At 63.5% G+C, this 13,262-nt stretch carries 14 protein-coding genes; 3 read left to right on the top strand and 11 right to left on the bottom strand.

The genetic code is table 11. The features are described from left to right. The first annotated feature begins 16 nt into the window (after nucleotides 1-16). Both glgC and DBW_RS11630 read left to right on the top strand, forming a co-directional pair. Nucleotides 17-1,258 carry a glucose-1-phosphate adenylyltransferase gene (glgC, locus tag DBW_RS11635; protein WP_066727685.1) on the top strand — a complete coding sequence of 414 codons (1,242 nt, stop codon included), beginning with the start codon at nucleotides 17-19 and terminating at the stop codon, nucleotides 1,256-1,258. 127 nt (nucleotides 1,259-1,385) lie between these two features. After that, entirely contained in the window at nucleotides 1,386-2,177 is a 792-nt protein-coding gene (locus tag DBW_RS11630; protein WP_066727684.1) for a polysaccharide deacetylase family protein, read from the top strand. Between the two features lie 82 nt (nucleotides 2,178-2,259). On the opposite strand, the gene DBW_RS11625 is transcribed toward DBW_RS11630, so the two are convergent. From DBW_RS11625 to DBW_RS11605, 5 genes are all read right to left on the bottom strand, one after another. Then, a complete protein-coding gene (locus DBW_RS11625; protein ID WP_066727683.1) occupies nucleotides 2,260-3,345 on the bottom strand; it encodes a KamA family radical SAM protein in 1,086 nt (361 codons plus the stop codon). A gap of 18 nt (nucleotides 3,346-3,363) precedes the next feature. Then, nucleotides 3,364-3,834: a GNAT family N-acetyltransferase gene (locus DBW_RS11620; RefSeq protein WP_157471879.1), complete on the bottom strand. Its 471-nt coding sequence runs from the start codon at nucleotides 3,832-3,834 to the stop codon at nucleotides 3,364-3,366. Then, complete coding sequence (locus DBW_RS11615) at nucleotides 3,821-4,837, bottom strand: D-alanine--D-alanine ligase family protein (protein ID WP_066727682.1); 1,017 nt, start codon at nucleotides 4,835-4,837, stop codon at nucleotides 3,821-3,823. The genes DBW_RS11620 and DBW_RS11615 overlap by 14 nt, the downstream gene beginning before the upstream one ends. Beyond that, complete coding sequence (locus DBW_RS11610; RefSeq protein WP_066727681.1) at nucleotides 4,815-5,897, bottom strand: D-alanine--D-alanine ligase family protein; 1,083 nt, start codon at nucleotides 5,895-5,897, stop codon at nucleotides 4,815-4,817. Before DBW_RS11610 ends, DBW_RS11615 begins: the two co-directional genes overlap by 23 nt. 380 nt (nucleotides 5,898-6,277) lie before the next feature. After that, nucleotides 6,278-6,562, bottom strand: a complete 285-nt coding sequence (locus DBW_RS11605) for a cytochrome c3 family protein (RefSeq protein ID WP_066727680.1) — start codon at nucleotides 6,560-6,562, stop codon at nucleotides 6,278-6,280. Nucleotides 6,563-6,834: 272 nt separating this feature from the next. Between DBW_RS11605 and DBW_RS11600 the strand changes: the two genes are divergently transcribed. Continuing rightward, nucleotides 6,835-7,749 carry a helix-turn-helix transcriptional regulator gene (locus tag DBW_RS11600; RefSeq protein ID WP_066727679.1) on the top strand — a complete coding sequence of 305 codons (915 nt, stop codon included), beginning with the start codon at nucleotides 6,835-6,837 and terminating at the stop codon, nucleotides 7,747-7,749. 22 nt (nucleotides 7,750-7,771) lie between these two features. Here the strand turns inward: DBW_RS11600 and DBW_RS11595 are convergent, their stop codons facing one another. From DBW_RS11595 to DBW_RS11570, 6 genes are read right to left on the bottom strand one after another with little or no spacing between them, the layout of a single operon-like run. Then, entirely contained in the window at nucleotides 7,772-8,449 is a 678-nt protein-coding gene (locus tag DBW_RS11595) for a sulfite exporter TauE/SafE family protein (protein WP_066727678.1), read from the bottom strand. Next, on the bottom strand, nucleotides 8,446-8,877 hold the full coding sequence (locus DBW_RS11590; protein ID WP_066727677.1) for a hypothetical protein: 432 nt from the start codon (nucleotides 8,875-8,877) through the stop codon (nucleotides 8,446-8,448). Before DBW_RS11590 ends, DBW_RS11595 begins: the two co-directional genes overlap by 4 nt. After that, the gene (gene ccoS, locus DBW_RS11585) at nucleotides 8,861-9,046 is read right to left on the bottom strand and encodes a cbb3-type cytochrome oxidase assembly protein CcoS (protein ID WP_066727676.1); all 186 of its coding nucleotides are present in this window, start codon (nucleotides 9,044-9,046) and stop codon (nucleotides 8,861-8,863) included. Before ccoS ends, DBW_RS11590 begins: the two co-directional genes overlap by 17 nt. Beyond that, nucleotides 9,040-11,472 carry a heavy metal translocating P-type ATPase gene (locus DBW_RS11580; protein ID WP_066727675.1) on the bottom strand — a complete coding sequence of 811 codons (2,433 nt, stop codon included), beginning with the start codon at nucleotides 11,470-11,472 and terminating at the stop codon, nucleotides 9,040-9,042. Before DBW_RS11580 ends, ccoS begins: the two co-directional genes overlap by 7 nt. 40 nt (nucleotides 11,473-11,512) lie before the next feature. After that, nucleotides 11,513-11,977, bottom strand: a complete 465-nt coding sequence (locus DBW_RS11575) for a FixH family protein (protein ID WP_066727674.1) — start codon at nucleotides 11,975-11,977, stop codon at nucleotides 11,513-11,515. Further along, a complete protein-coding gene (locus DBW_RS11570; RefSeq protein WP_066727673.1) occupies nucleotides 11,977-13,227 on the bottom strand; it encodes a 4Fe-4S dicluster domain-containing protein in 1,251 nt (416 codons plus the stop codon). The genes DBW_RS11575 and DBW_RS11570 overlap by 1 nt, the downstream gene beginning before the upstream one ends. Between the last annotated feature and the right edge of the window lie 35 nt (nucleotides 13,228-13,262).

Below are 13,262 nucleotides of genomic sequence, written 5' to 3'. Positions count from 1 at the left end.
AGGGAGAGGTTTTTTTATGTATTCAATGGACAACGTGGGGAGAAGCACCATCGCCATGGTGCTGGCCGGGGGCAAGGGGGAGCGGCTCAGCCCCCTGACCCATCGGCGTGCCAAGCCGAGCGTCGCCTTCGGCGGCAAGTACAAGATCATCGATTTCGTTCTCTCCAACCTCTTCAACTCCGGCATCAAGAAGTGCTACATCCTCACTCAGTACCGGGCCTTTTCCCTCAACAAGCACATCCGTGAATCCTGGGGGAAGTGGACCGGCCTCGGCGAGTTTTTTGTCGCCATCTCGCCGGAGACGAGCAGCGAGAGCGAAGAATGGTTCAAGGGGACGGCCGATGCTATCCTGCAGTACCTGCGCTTCGTCGAATCGTCCGATGCCGATTACGTGGCGGTCTTCGGCGGCGATCACATCTACAAGATGGATATCACCCAGATGATCAACTTTCACCGCATGAACCGCGCAGATATCACCATCGCGGCGCTCGAAGTGCCGGTGGAGGAGGCGAGCCGCTACGGGGTCTTTTCCGTCGACGAGGATGCCCGGGTCACCGCCTTTACCGAGAAACCGGAAAAGCCGGAACGGATTCCCGGTCGCCAGACCAGTTTCGCCTCGATGGGGAACTACATCTTCCCGACCAAGAAGCTGATCGAGGTGCTGCTGGAGGGGAAGAAGAACCACGCCGATCTCGACTTCGGCAAGCATGTCATCCCGATGATGCTCAAGAACAACGACCGCGTCTTCGCCTACAATTTCAACGACAATGTCATCCCCGGCATGAAGAGCGAGGAGCGCGGCTACTGGCGAGATGTCGGTACCCTCGATTCCTACTACGAGGCGAACATGGACCTGGTCAACGTCTCGCCGCAGCTCAATCTCTACAACTACAAGTGGCCGATCCTCACCAACCAGGGGAACCTCCCCCCCGCCAAGACCGTTTTCGACGACGAGGCCCGCCGCGGCCAGAATATCGACTCCTACGTCTGCGCCGGCTGCATCACCAGCGGCAGCACGGTACGGCGCTCCATCCTCGGCCCCCTGTGCAAGATCAACAGCTACAGCCTGGTGGAAGACTCGATCCTGTTCGAGAACGTCACCGTCGGCCGCCACGTCAAGATCCGCAAGGCGATCATCGATAAAAACGTAGTGATTCAAGATGGTTCCGAAATTGGTTACGATGTCGCGGCCGATCGCGCCAAGGGCTACACGGTTACCGATTCAGGTATCGTCGTGGTGCCGCGCCGGGAGAAGTAAAATCTGGGGCTCCGGGTAAGGCCGAATTGCCGTGTTCACCCCCTGGTGGTGAACGCCGTTGTCTGGTGCAGGACCGGGCGGCGATTCCTGCAGCGCTCTGGCCGCGGCCAAAATAGACGAGGTGAAGATGTTCGTAAAGGGACTGGCCCTCGGCATTCCGCTGCTCCTGCTGGTGGCGCTTTCCACGGCGGTGGCCGGTGCCTCTGTGCCCGACCTGGCAGGTGGCCTGGAGCGGGAATTCTCCGGCAAGCAGGCGCGGGAGTGGGGTGAAACCGTGACGGGCGTCAGGACCCGGTTGGGGACGCCGGAGCGGGTGCTGGTGCTGACCCTCGATGCCTGCGGTTCGCCGAAGGGGAAGGGGGTCGATCAGGAGTTGCTCGACTTTCTCACCCGGGAGCAGGTTCCCGCCACTCTCTTTCTCAATGCCCGCTGGATCGACGCCAACCCGGAACTGTTTCAGCGCTTGGCGGCCAACCCCCTCTTTACCATCGCCAACCACGGCATGTGGCACAAGCCGGCCTCCATTGACGGCCGCTCGGTCTACGGCATTGACGGCACCGCCACCGTCTCCGAACTGGTGCAGGAGATCGAGCTCAATGCCCGCAAGATCGAAGCGCTGACCGGCACACGCACCCGCTACTACCGCTCCGGAACCGCCTACTACGATGAATACGCGGTCGCGGTGGCCCGGCGGCTCGGTCATGAGGTGATCGGATTTTCGGTGCTCGGCGATGCCGGGGCAACCTACAGCGCTGCCGAGGTGGAGGCGGCGCTGCTGGCCGCGCAGCCGGGGGAGATCATCATCGCCCACATGAATCACCCCGAGGCCGGAACCGGCGCCGGCATCATCGCCGCCGTTCCGGAACTGCGCCGGCGCGGCTTCCGCTTTGTCCGGCTCTCCGACTACTCACTCGAATAGCGGGAAAACAGCTGAATAAACGCCAAAGGCCTGCCCCAGTTGGGGCAGGCCTTTGGCGTTGCACGGCACCTTGCGGTGAAGATCAGCGGTTTTCGTTGACCACCTTGCGCTGGTCCTCGGTCATTACCGCCTGGGCGTTGGTGTAGCGGTAGGTCTCGCCGCGGTAGTTCTTCAGGACAACCTCTTCGCCGAGACTCTGCAGGTAGTCGGGAAGGATCGGGATCTTGCCGCCGCCGCCGGGGGCGTCGATGACATAGGCCGGCACCCCCATGCCGCTGGTGTGGCCGCGCAGGGCGCGGATGATCTCGATCCCCTCTTCGACGCTGGTGCGGAAGTGGTCGGTCCCCTGTACCAGGTCGGCCTGGTAGATGTAGTAGGGCTTGACCCGGATGGTGAGGAGCTTCTGCATCAGGCGCTTCATCACCGCCGGATCGTCGTTGACGCCGCGCAGCAGCACGGTCTGGTTGCCAAGCGGGATGCCGGCGTCGGCAAGGCGGCCGCAGGCCTTGGCGGCGGTCTCGGTGATCTCGTCGGGGTGGTTGAAGTGGGTGTTGATGTAGAGTGGGTGATACTTGCGCAGCAGCCGCACCAGGTTGGGGGTGATGCGCTGCGGCAGGACCACCGGCACGCGGGTGCCGATGCGGATGATCTCGACGCTGGGGATTGCCCGCAATTCCTTGAGGATCCACTCGAGGCGCTCGTCGCCGAGGAGCAGCGGGTCACCGCCGGAGAGGATAACGTCGCGGATCTCGGGCTTGCTGCGGATGTAATCGATACCGGCCTGCAGGGTCTCGCGGGTAATGACCATATTCTCGCCGCCGACCTTGCGCTTGCGGGTGCAGAAGCGGCAGTACATGGCGCATTCCGACGACACCAGAAAGAGGGCGCGGTCGGGGTAACGGTGCACCAGGTTCGGTACCGGGCTTTGGTTCTCCTCCTCCAGCGGATCGGCGACGCAGACCGCGTCTTGCAGTTCCTCGGCGGCGGGAACCGCCTGACGCCAGATCGGGTCGCCGACCTCGCGGATCAGGCCGAGATAGTAGGGGTTGACCCGCATCGGGTAGGCTTCCGCCACCGCTTCGAGCGGCTGCGGATCGACGCCGAAGCGCCGGGTCAGATCTTTCGGACGGGTAATGCTTGCCTGCAACAGTTTCTGCCAGGTCTCCATCCTCTTTTTGTCTCCTCCTCAGGAAGAAAAGCGTTTGACGTAGGTGAGGCGATCATCGCCGGGCTTGTAAAAGTCCCGGATACACGACTCCTGGATATAGCCGGCCTGGTCGTAAAAGCGCCGGGTGCGCTGGTACCCCCCCTGGGAGGAGGTCTCCAGGCAGACCATGCGGGCGCCGCGGGCGCGGGCATCGGCTTCGGCAAATTCCATCAGCGCGCGGCCGAGCCCTTTTCCCTGCACCGCCGGATCGGTGGCGATCCAGTAGATGTCGAAGTTCCCCTCGGTCACCGGCACCGGGCCGTAGAGGATGTAGCCGGCAGCCTTGCCCTCGTGGTCAGCCACCGCCACCAGGTAGTCCTTCTGGGCCGGATCATCGAGGACGATATGCAGCAGTTCCATGGCGCATTCGACCTCCGGCTCGGTGAAGGCGCTGGTGGCGCGCAGTACGCGCTCCAGTTCCGGCAAGTCGGACCGTTCAAGCTTTCGCACTTTGCAGCTCCTTGCGTTTGAGGGCCATGCCGAGAATCCGCTCGATCAGTTTGCTATAGGGGAGCCCGCCGACGCGGGCGGCGCGGGCGAGGCCGGCGCCGGGGGAGATGTCGGGATTGGCATTGACCTCGAGGATGTAGGGGACACCATCGCGCAGGCGGATGTCGACCCGCGCGTAGTCACGGCATTCGAGGATCTTGTAGGCGCGCAGCGCCACGTCTTTGACCAGGATGCCTTCCTTGGCCTTGAGGAGGGTGGGGCAGACCGGTTCGGTGCGGACGTATTCGGGGGAATCTTCCAGCCACTTGCCGTCGTAACTGACAATCGAGTGCTTGAGCCCGGGCTGGAACAGGATTTCAGAAACCGGCAACACCTCGAAGGGACCGTTGCCGATCACTGCGGCGTTGAGCTCGCGCCCTTCGATGAATTCCTCGACCAGGGCGCCCTGGCGGTAGGTGTCGTGGACGTACTGAATCCGTTTTTTCAGGGCACGCTCGTTGGCGACGATGCTCTCATTGGTGATGCCCAGCGAGGCGTCTTCGAAGCGCGGTTTGACGATCAGCGGGTAGGTGAGGTCGCGGGTTTTCGGGAACTGTTCCCCCATCTTGACGAGGATATACTTCGGTGTCGGCAGACCGTGGCGGACCAGCAGGTCCTTGGTGCGGACCTTGTCCTGAGTGAGACCGAGAGCGAGAGGGGGCGCCCCGGTGTAGGCAAGCCCCAGCAGGTCGAAGAGCGCTGCGACGTGCAGTTCGAGGCGGCTGTTTCCCCAGAACCCTTCGCAGAGGTTGAAGACCAGTTCACTGCGGCTGCTGCGCAACTCCTCGATGAAGGGGGCGACGTCGCCGGCCAGCGGCAGCAGGCGCACGCTGTGGCCGAGCTCGGTAAGGGCCTTCTTGACCGCCCGCGCCTCGGCTTCGGCCCCCTCCTCGCTGATGCGGTCGGCGGCTTCCCCCTTGAAGAGCTTGGGGGGGACGCGGTTAAAGCATACGGCGACGTTCATCGGCAACCCCCGGGACCAGATTGAGCCGCGCGCAGGCGGCATCGACCACGCTGAGAATCATGGCGTCGTAGGTCAGGCCGGACGCTCGCGCCGCCTTGGGGAAGCAGCTGTTCTGCTCCGGACGCGGCAGGATGCCGGGAAGCGGGTTGAGTTCGATGATGTTGGGAATGCCGCGCGCATCGAGACGCACGTCGATGCGGCACCAGTCACGGCAGCCCATGGCGCGGAAGGCGCGCTTGCAGGTCTCTTCGATGTTGCGCTGCAGCAGCGGTTCGAGGGGGGCGGGGCAGGCGAAAATCTGCAGCGGGTTCTCTTCCTGGTCCCAGAGCCACTTGGCTTCGAAGGAGTAGATCGGATTGACCCCGGCGGGGAGGGTCGTGAAGTCAATTTCGACGATCGGCAGGGTACGCAGGGACTCGCCATTGCCGAGCAGGGCGACGGTAAATTCCCGCCCCGGCAGGTATTCCTCGATCAGGGCCGGTTGACCGTAACCCGACAGGACCCAGTCAACCTGGGCCAGCAACGCCTTGCGGTCCTGCACCAGCGCCTTGTCGGTGACCCCTTTGCTCGATCCTTCCAGGGTCGGTTTCACCAGGAGCGGGTAGCGCAGCCGGGCCGGCACTTCGGCCAGGGAACGCACCACATGGAAGCGCGGGGTTGGAATCTGGTGGTAGGCGAGGATCTCCTTGGTCCGCTGCTTGTCGAGGCAGATGCCAAGGGTGACCGGGTCGCTGCCGGTATAGGGAAGGCCGAGAAAGTCGAGCATCGCCGGCACCTGGGCCTCGCGGCTGGCCCCGTTGAGCCCCTCGGCAATATTGAAGACGAGGTCAGGGCGGAGGCGCCGGAATTCCCGGCAGGGGTCGTGCGCGGCGTTAACCAGGGAAACCTGATGCCGGCTGGCGAGGGCGTCAGCCACGGCACGAATGGTCTGAATGTCATCCCATTCGGCGTAGCGATCGTCACCCGGTTGCGAGGGAGGTTCGGACGGAGGTTCCGGGGCAGGCTGGTCAGCCGCCTGGACGGAATCCTCCCGCAGATTGAAGGCGAGAGCGATATGCATTTTTAACCCCTTTTCAAAGCCAGATCGTGCCGTAATTCTCCAGAAGGAGAGGCGGGTCTGTTCACTCGGTCCAGGGTGCCCGGAGGCGTTAGGCCATAAAAAGGGGTTGCTTTTTACGCTTGATCGTCGTGCGCGTCCTGGACCGGAACGTGACACCGTTAGAAATGCGTATACTCCTCATCGGAACGACCTGTCAACGGAAATATTTTTCGGAAAAAAAATACAATGAAATTGATCGGTTAACTGTTCAACTGCGGGATGAAAAAAGGGGGGATGGGGAAGAAAAGGAAAAATATTATTCGTGGCGGGAAAGGGTGACAAAAAGAAGGGGGTCGCTGCGGACAGCGACCCCCTTCTGGGCGAGCAGGTGGAACGGTAACTTATTTCTTGTGGCAGTCTTTGCAGCCGGTCGGGCCGCCTTTTTCCTTGTGGCAGTCCTTGCAGTGCTTGTGAGCCCAGTCCTTGCCGAAACCTTCGATCTTGCCGGGGCCGGCTTCGTGGCAAACTTTGCAGTCGCCAACTTTGGCCTGATGGCCGGCATGGTTGAAGGTGACTTCGCCCATTTTGGCCGGCAGTTTCATTTCGGCCGGGCCGTTGTCGGCGAAGGCGAGGGAGCCGGCGGCGATGAAAGCGGCGACGAGCAGGGTGACGATGAGACGTTTCATGTTGATTTCCTCCAGTTTCCGGGTTGATGGGGCAGGCGGGCGCTAACCACTATTCCGCCTGGCTAAGTTGGCTACAAGTATAAGAGGTTTTTCCCGACAATGCATTAGACATCGATCGCCGTACACCCCGATGTCGGGTTTTGATCATGTGAAATCAATGGGTTGGAATATGGAATGTCGGGTCAGCTCCAAGGATGAAGTCGGGTCGATGTTTAGGGTTTACAGGCTATCGCCGCTTTGCTAGACTCGGCGCGACTCTGTGAGGTGAATGCATGGCAAATAAAATCCTGCCGCCAACGGTCTGCCTTGACAGCAGCGCCGTGCGCCGCATTCGGGAAGAGAAAAAATTGACCCAGCTCTACGTGGCCAAGGTCGTTGGTGTCACCACCGATACGATTTCACGCTGGGAGAATAATCGCTACCCGTCCATCAAGCGGGAGAATGCCCTGAACCTGGCCGTTGCCCTCGAAGTCGAGGTCGATGAGCTGTTGCAGCCGGCCATCGAAGAGATGGCCGCGGTTGCGGAGGCCGCAGAAGAGACCACCCCCGCATTGATCAGGTACCTGCCGCTGCTCGGCGTGGTCGTGGTTTTGGCGGCACTATTCGGCTATTACCAGCGGCAGGAGAGTCCGGGCCTGGTCCTGATTGCGAAGCGGGTTCTGCCCGAGTTTGCCGCGCCCGGGGGGATTGTCCCGGTGCGGGTCCGGCTCGAAGCCGGACCGGAGACCAAGGGGTTTATCCTGCGCGAACACTTCCCGCCGGGGTGGCAATTGATCGAGGCGAACCCGCCCCCTTCGAGTCTCAATAATGAAGAAGGGACCGCACGCTGGATTGTCAAGCCGGATGAAACCCGTCCCCTGATTGCCTATCTGGTGCGCGCTGCCACCGATGCTCCCTTGGGATCAACGGGGTCCTTCAGCGGTGAAATCGTGGCCAACCCGAACGGGAACAATGCGCCGACGGCCCTTCTGGGGGAAAATAATATCAAGGTTGGCCCCTATCTCTGGGCCGATCTCAACGGGGATGGCCGGGTCGATGACAGTGAAATGCTCACCGCCTCCGACACCTTTGACGAGATGAAAGGGGTCCATCTCGACTGGAACCAGCTGGAAGATATCTGGGATGCCGAAGGTTACCGCTGGGACCCGGGCAAGAGAGTCTTTATCCCCGAACACCCGGGCAAATGAGGTCTTGCCGGGGCCGCACCGGTCACCACCAGCCGAGGAGCTGGCCATGCCGGAACAGATTGTAAATACCCATCAGTGCCACCATCATTCCTGCCGCACGCATCATTCCCTGCCGCATCCTCTGCCCGAGCCAATGGGCGCCGCTACCGAAAAATAGCAGGCCCGGCAGCGTTCCCGCGCCGAAGGCACCAAGCATCAGCGCTCCCTTCCAGGGGTCGGCACTCTGCGCCGCCGTGATCGCCAGGGCATAAAGGAAACCGCAGGGGAGGAACCCCATCAAAAGGCCAAGGGGGAGCCCGACCAGGGATGTCTTCGAAGCGCCCAGGCGTGTCGCGCCACGGGTCAGCGCCGGGAGGAGGGGGGCGCACTCGAGGCGATTGAGGTTGATGCGGGCCAGGAGCCCGGCAGTGCCGAGACCGAGGGTGATGATAAAGAGGTCCGAAGCGACTAGGATGATCCGGCTCCAGAGGCTGAAGGCGTCGGTGTAGGCAATCGCCGAGCCGAGCCAGCCGACGGTCAGGCCGATCAGGGTATAGGTCGTGATGCGGCCGAGGTTGTAGGCAAGATGAAACAGAGGGCCGCGCGGTCTGCCTTCGCCGGCCAGGCCGAGGGCGGCAACCAGCCCGCCGCACATGCCGAGACAATGGCCGGTGCCGAGCAGCCCGGTCATCAGGGCCATGCTGTAGAGCGGGTCGATCACTGAAGGAGGACCCGCTCAATGTCGAAGGTGAGATGATCAACCTCGGTGCCGTCACGGCGCAGGGTGACCAGCATCTGCCAGGCCCCGGCCATGGTGAAGATGGCTTCCCCGGCAAAATGGCCGCCAGAGCGGGTCACCCGCGGCCGGTTCTCGGGCATGGCCATGGCCGGCATGACCAGGGAGCAACTGGCGTCCGGTGCGGTCGTCTCCAGGCCGGTGGGATCCTGCAGGGTGAGGGTGAAGGCCGTCGGCCGCATCGTCTGCAGCGGTGACGCGGCAAATTCGAGCAGGCCGCGGTAGCCGGCCTGGCCAGAGGCGGCAATGCGGGTGCTGGCAGCCATGGCCCACCCCGGGAGGAGCAAGGCGAGGATGAGAGTGGTGACAACAAGCAGCGGGCGGTAGGGGGCAGGTCTATTGTTTCGGGCCATTCTCAATCTCCTCGATCGGCGGAGCAGGTTCATCTTCATCGAGCATACGGTACTTGGGCCTTTCGGCATCGTCGAATTCCCCCTTGCGGACCGCCCAGAGAAAGACCAGCCAGACCCCGGTAGCGAGGAAAAGGGAAAGGATAATCAACATCACGACGGAGGTCAACATCCGCGCTCCTCCGCAATCGAACTGCGCGCCAGGCGCAGGGAATTGCCGATCACACACAACGAGCTGAGCGCCATGGCCGCAGCAGCGTGAATCGGTGCCAGCCTGCCGCTGGCAGCGAGGGCCAAGGCCGCCAGGTTGTAGATGAAGGCCCAGAAAAGATTCTGGTGGATGACCCGCAGCGTGCGGCGGCCGAGGGTGATCGCCTCGACCAGGCGCCGCAGGTCGGGACGGGTCAGGACCAGATCCGAGGTTTCGATGGCAATGTCGGTGCCGCCGGCGAGGGCGCAACCGACATCGGCGGCCGCCAGGGCCGGCGCATCGTTGATGCCATCGCCGACCATCATCACCCGCTGGCCGGAACGGCGGCGATCTTCAATCCAGGTGCCCTTGCCGGCCGGAGTGAGGCTGTCACAGGCGTGGCTGATGCCGAGACGGTCGGCGACCTTGGCGACGGCCGCCGGCCGGTCACCGCTCAAGATGGCGGTTGTCACGCCCTGGCCATGGAGGGCGGCAAGGGCCGCCGCGGCCTCGGTGCGTAGCGGATCTTCGAGGCGGATCATGCCGAGATAGCGATTGCCCTGGCTGACATGGACCTCGGTCAAGGGGGTCCCGGCGCCAGGCGCGGAGACCGGAATCCCCTGGCCGGAAAGAAATTCGCGGGTGCCGACCAGGAGGCGCTCCCCCGCAAGGTCGAGGCTGACGCCCGCCCCGGGGAGGGTCCGCGCGCCGCTGCCGATCCTGGTGACCGGCCAGCCCCGCCGCGCGGTTTCACTGCGAATCCCCCGGGCGAGGGGATGACCGGAGCCCCCCTCGACGACCGCGGCGCAGCGAAGTAGCTCCTCTTCGCTGACCCCGCTCGCCGGGTTCAGGGAGCTGACCGTTGGCTGGCCGATGGTCAGGGTCCCGGTCTTGTCGAAGGCGACCAACTGCAACCGGCCGACCTTCTCGAGAACATCGCCGCCGCGAAAGAAAATGCCGCGGCGGGCGGCAGCCCCCGTTGCCACCATGACCGCGGTCGGCGTGGCGAGGCCGAGGGCACAGGGGCAGGCGACGACCAGGACGGCCACGGCGTGGAGGAGTGCGGTTGCGCTGCCGGCACCCCTGGCGAACCAGAAGGCGGCGGTGCCAATGGCGAGGAGAATGACGATCGGTACAAAAATGCCGGCGATGCTATCCGCGAGCCGTTGTACCGGAGCTTTGCGGGCGAGGGCTTCTTCGACCAGGGCCGCGATCCGGGCGAGGAAAGATTCGCTGGCGGCCCGGGTCACCCGCAGGGTCACGGCCGTACTCAGATTGAGGCTGCCGGAGAGAAGCGGGTCGCCGGGCCCGCGCAGGACCGGCAAGGGTTCGCCGCTGACCACGGCCTCGTCGACTTCGGTACTGCCGGAGACCACTGCGGCATCGACCGGGACCCGTTCGCCGGGGCGCACCAGAATCAGGTCGCCGGGGCGAAGCAGCGCACTGTCGACCAGCTCTTCAATATTGTCGGCAATGCGGCAGGCAGTATCCGGGGCGAGGGCCTGCAGGCGTTCGATTCCTTCCGCCGCCCGCTGGCGTGCACCATTTTCGAGCAAGCGGCCGAGCAGGACCAGGGTCACGATCATCGCCGCCGTATCGAAATAGACTTCGCCTCCCCGCAGCAGTGCCACCATGCTGTAGCCATAAGCCGCCAGAACGCCGAGGGCGATGAGCAGCTCCATGTCCGGGGTGCGGTTGCGCAGGCTGCGCCAGGCTCCGGTAAGAAAGGATGACCCGGAAAAGAAGATGACCGGGGTGGTGACGATGGCGGCAAGCCACTGCACCAGACTTCGGATGCCGGGGGCCATGCCCTGGAAATAACCGGCATATAGCGCGATCGAAAATCCCATCAGTTGCAGAGAGAGAAAGGCCGCGGTGGTAAAACGGATCAGCAGTCGGCGGCGTTCCTGCAGACGAAGCTGCGTTTGGCTGTCATGGCTGTCGAGGCGGGGGAGGTAGCCGAGGCTGCTGACGGTTTCGAAAATCGCTACGGGAGTGGTCCTGGCCGGGTCAAAACGGACCCGCGCCCGATGGCTTGCATAGTTGAGCCGGGCATCGAGCACTCCGGAAAGGCGGGAGAGAATCTTCTCGTTGAGCCAGACACAGGTGGCGCAGCGTACCCCCTCGACCAGAAAGGTTAGTTCGGCGCCGTCCGGGGTCATGCGAACCTCGTTGGCCAGGGTGGCCGGATCGAAGCGGCCGCGATAGGCCCCGGTCGGCAGACCGCTCTCCTCCCAATGCCGTTCACGGTAGAAACGATCGAGGCCGGCGCCGTTGATAATCCGGAAGGCGCCGTGACACCCCTGGCAGCAGAAATCGAGCCGGCGATCGGGCAGGGTTTCGCTGATGCGCTCCCCGGGCGGAATCGGCAGGCCGCAATGGGCGCACTGGTCAGAAGGAGTCATCATCGGGATTGGCTCGGAGCGGGGCGGAAGCGGGGCCCGCGTCTCAGAAGTTCAGTAACAGGCTGCGGTGCAGGCTGGTGCTCCCCTTCTCCAGGGTGAGCTGGGCCATGACCTGTCCATCCAGACCTTCGGGGAGGCGCACCAGGTATTGGCCGGGGTCCCCTTCGGTAAGGAACAGGTCGAAGCGTTTCATGGCGCCGGGACGGGATCCGAGCAGGACGATTTCGCCCTTGGCGCCGCTGACGCTGCTGCCGTCAGCGGCCTGCAGGCGGATCTCCAGGAGGGTGCCGTCAAGCTGGAAAGTAAGCGACCAGCTGCCTGTTGCACCAGCCTCAGAGCCCCCTGCGTTTTCATTGTAGGCGAGGCCGTGGCGATAATAATCCTGGTCGCTGACCGCGCTCCCCTTCTGCCGGGCCTGGTCGATGGCCCAGGCGGTCAGAGCGAGGAAAAGGACGATGAGAATCGTCAGCAGGGGCTGCCAATGGCGACGGCGGATGACTTGTTTCATTAATGACTCCCGGGTAACGGATCGAGGTAGGCCCGACTGCTGGCAAGGGGTTCTCCCTGGCTGTTGCTCAGCCTGAAATCGACTGCCTGCCGCTGCGGGGCGGCGGGGGCGAGAAGCAGAATGCTGAGTTGGCGCCGTTCATTCGGCTGCACCTGCAGTTGCTCAGTCGGACCCCGCAACTCCAGGGTGTGCCCCTTGTCGTCATGGGCAGAGAGGGTCAGCGACAAGGGAGCGGCACCGCGGTTGGCGATGACGGTGGTGAACATGGTGGCCACCCTTCCATCCTCCAGCGCGCGGGGTGCGATATTTCCCGCGCGCGCCAGTTTGAGAGTCGCCAGCGGCCGGTTGAGGGTCGCGACGACCAGCACCGCGGAGAGGAGGATGAAGGCAGCGCCGACCAGCAGCATGCGCAGATTGAGGAGGGCAGCGAAGCCATTGCCATCGACTCCGAAGGTATAACGGATGATTCCACTCTGGCCGCGACGGGCCATGACCTCCCGGCAGGCATCGAGACAGCGACCGCAGTTGATGCATTCTACCTGATAGCCGCGGCGAATGTCGATCTTCATCGGGCAGGCCCGGACACAGGCGCCACACTGGATACAGCGGTCGGCGTGGTCGGGGTGATAACGCAGGGTCAGGGTACCGGAATCGACCAGGACGGTCTGGAAACGGCCGTAAGGGCAAAACTCCTGACAAAAGAGCCGTCGCAGCCAGACCAGGTCGAGGTAGACGATCAGGGCCGTGCCCAAAAGGGAAATCACTGCGCCAAGGGGGAGCGATAGGGTAAACAGCCGGGGAAAGAAGCTGTAGGGGGAGATGAAATACCAGACCAGGTTGGCGCCGACCAGCAAGGCCAGCAGGATGAGGAGCAGGTGCAGCAGCCCGCGGCGCCAGGGAGCGCCGGAAAAGCCGCCCTGCTCCAGCTCCAGGCCGAGGCGGCGGGCGAGCCCCTCGCTGAGATCGCTCAGGGTCGTCTGCGGACAGGCCCAGCCGCACCAGGCCCGTCCGAACGCCAGGGTCACCAGCAGGAAGAGGAAGATCAGGGAGAGGGCCAGCAGCAGGAAGAGATAGAGCTCTTCGAGATGGAGGGTGCTGCCGAAGAGCTGAAGCGAGAGGGTCGGAATATCGAGCCGCAGCAGGCTTTGATCCCCGCTGCGGATAAACGGAATCACCACCAGGACCAACGAAGTGCACCACTGGAAAGTTCGGCGCCAGGGGCCGAGGCGATGGGGGGTGGACTTGGTCATGGCGGGGAAAAGGCCGGCGGGGGAGTAACTCCCCC

Source organism: Desulfuromonas sp. DDH964 (genome assembly GCF_001611275.1).
Lineage (GTDB): Bacteria > Desulfobacterota > Desulfuromonadia > Desulfuromonadales > DDH964 > DDH964.
The sequence above is the reverse complement of the archived record's forward strand: the minus strand, read 5'-3'. Positions and strand labels throughout refer to the sequence as shown.

Coding starts and splice junctions, on each gene's coding strand:
- glgC (WP_066727685.1), top strand. CDS start 17: ATGTATTCAATGGACAACGTGGGGAGAAGCACCATCGCCATGGTGCTG.
- DBW_RS11630 (WP_066727684.1), top strand. CDS start 1,386: ATGTTCGTAAAGGGACTGGCCCTCGGCATTCCGCTGCTCCTGCTGGTG.
- DBW_RS11625 (WP_066727683.1), bottom strand. CDS start 3,345: ATGGAGACCTGGCAGAAACTGTTGCAGGCAAGCATTACCCGTCCGAAA.
- DBW_RS11615 (WP_066727682.1), bottom strand. CDS start 4,837: ATGAACGTCGCCGTATGCTTTAACCGCGTCCCCCCCAAGCTCTTCAAG.
- DBW_RS11610 (WP_066727681.1), bottom strand. CDS start 5,897: ATGCATATCGCTCTCGCCTTCAATCTGCGGGAGGATTCCGTCCAGGCG.
- DBW_RS11605 (WP_066727680.1), bottom strand. CDS start 6,562: ATGAAACGTCTCATCGTCACCCTGCTCGTCGCCGCTTTCATCGCCGCC.
- DBW_RS11600 (WP_066727679.1), top strand. CDS start 6,835: ATGGCAAATAAAATCCTGCCGCCAACGGTCTGCCTTGACAGCAGCGCC.
- DBW_RS11590 (WP_066727677.1), bottom strand. CDS start 8,877: ATGGCCCGAAACAATAGACCTGCCCCCTACCGCCCGCTGCTTGTTGTC.
- ccoS (WP_066727676.1), bottom strand. CDS start 9,046: ATGTTGACCTCCGTCGTGATGTTGATTATCCTTTCCCTTTTCCTCGCT.
- DBW_RS11580 (WP_066727675.1), bottom strand. CDS start 11,472: ATGATGACTCCTTCTGACCAGTGCGCCCATTGCGGCCTGCCGATTCCG.
- DBW_RS11575 (WP_066727674.1), bottom strand. CDS start 11,977: ATGAAACAAGTCATCCGCCGTCGCCATTGGCAGCCCCTGCTGACGATT.
- DBW_RS11570 (WP_066727673.1), bottom strand. CDS start 13,227: ATGACCAAGTCCACCCCCCATCGCCTCGGCCCCTGGCGCCGAACTTTC.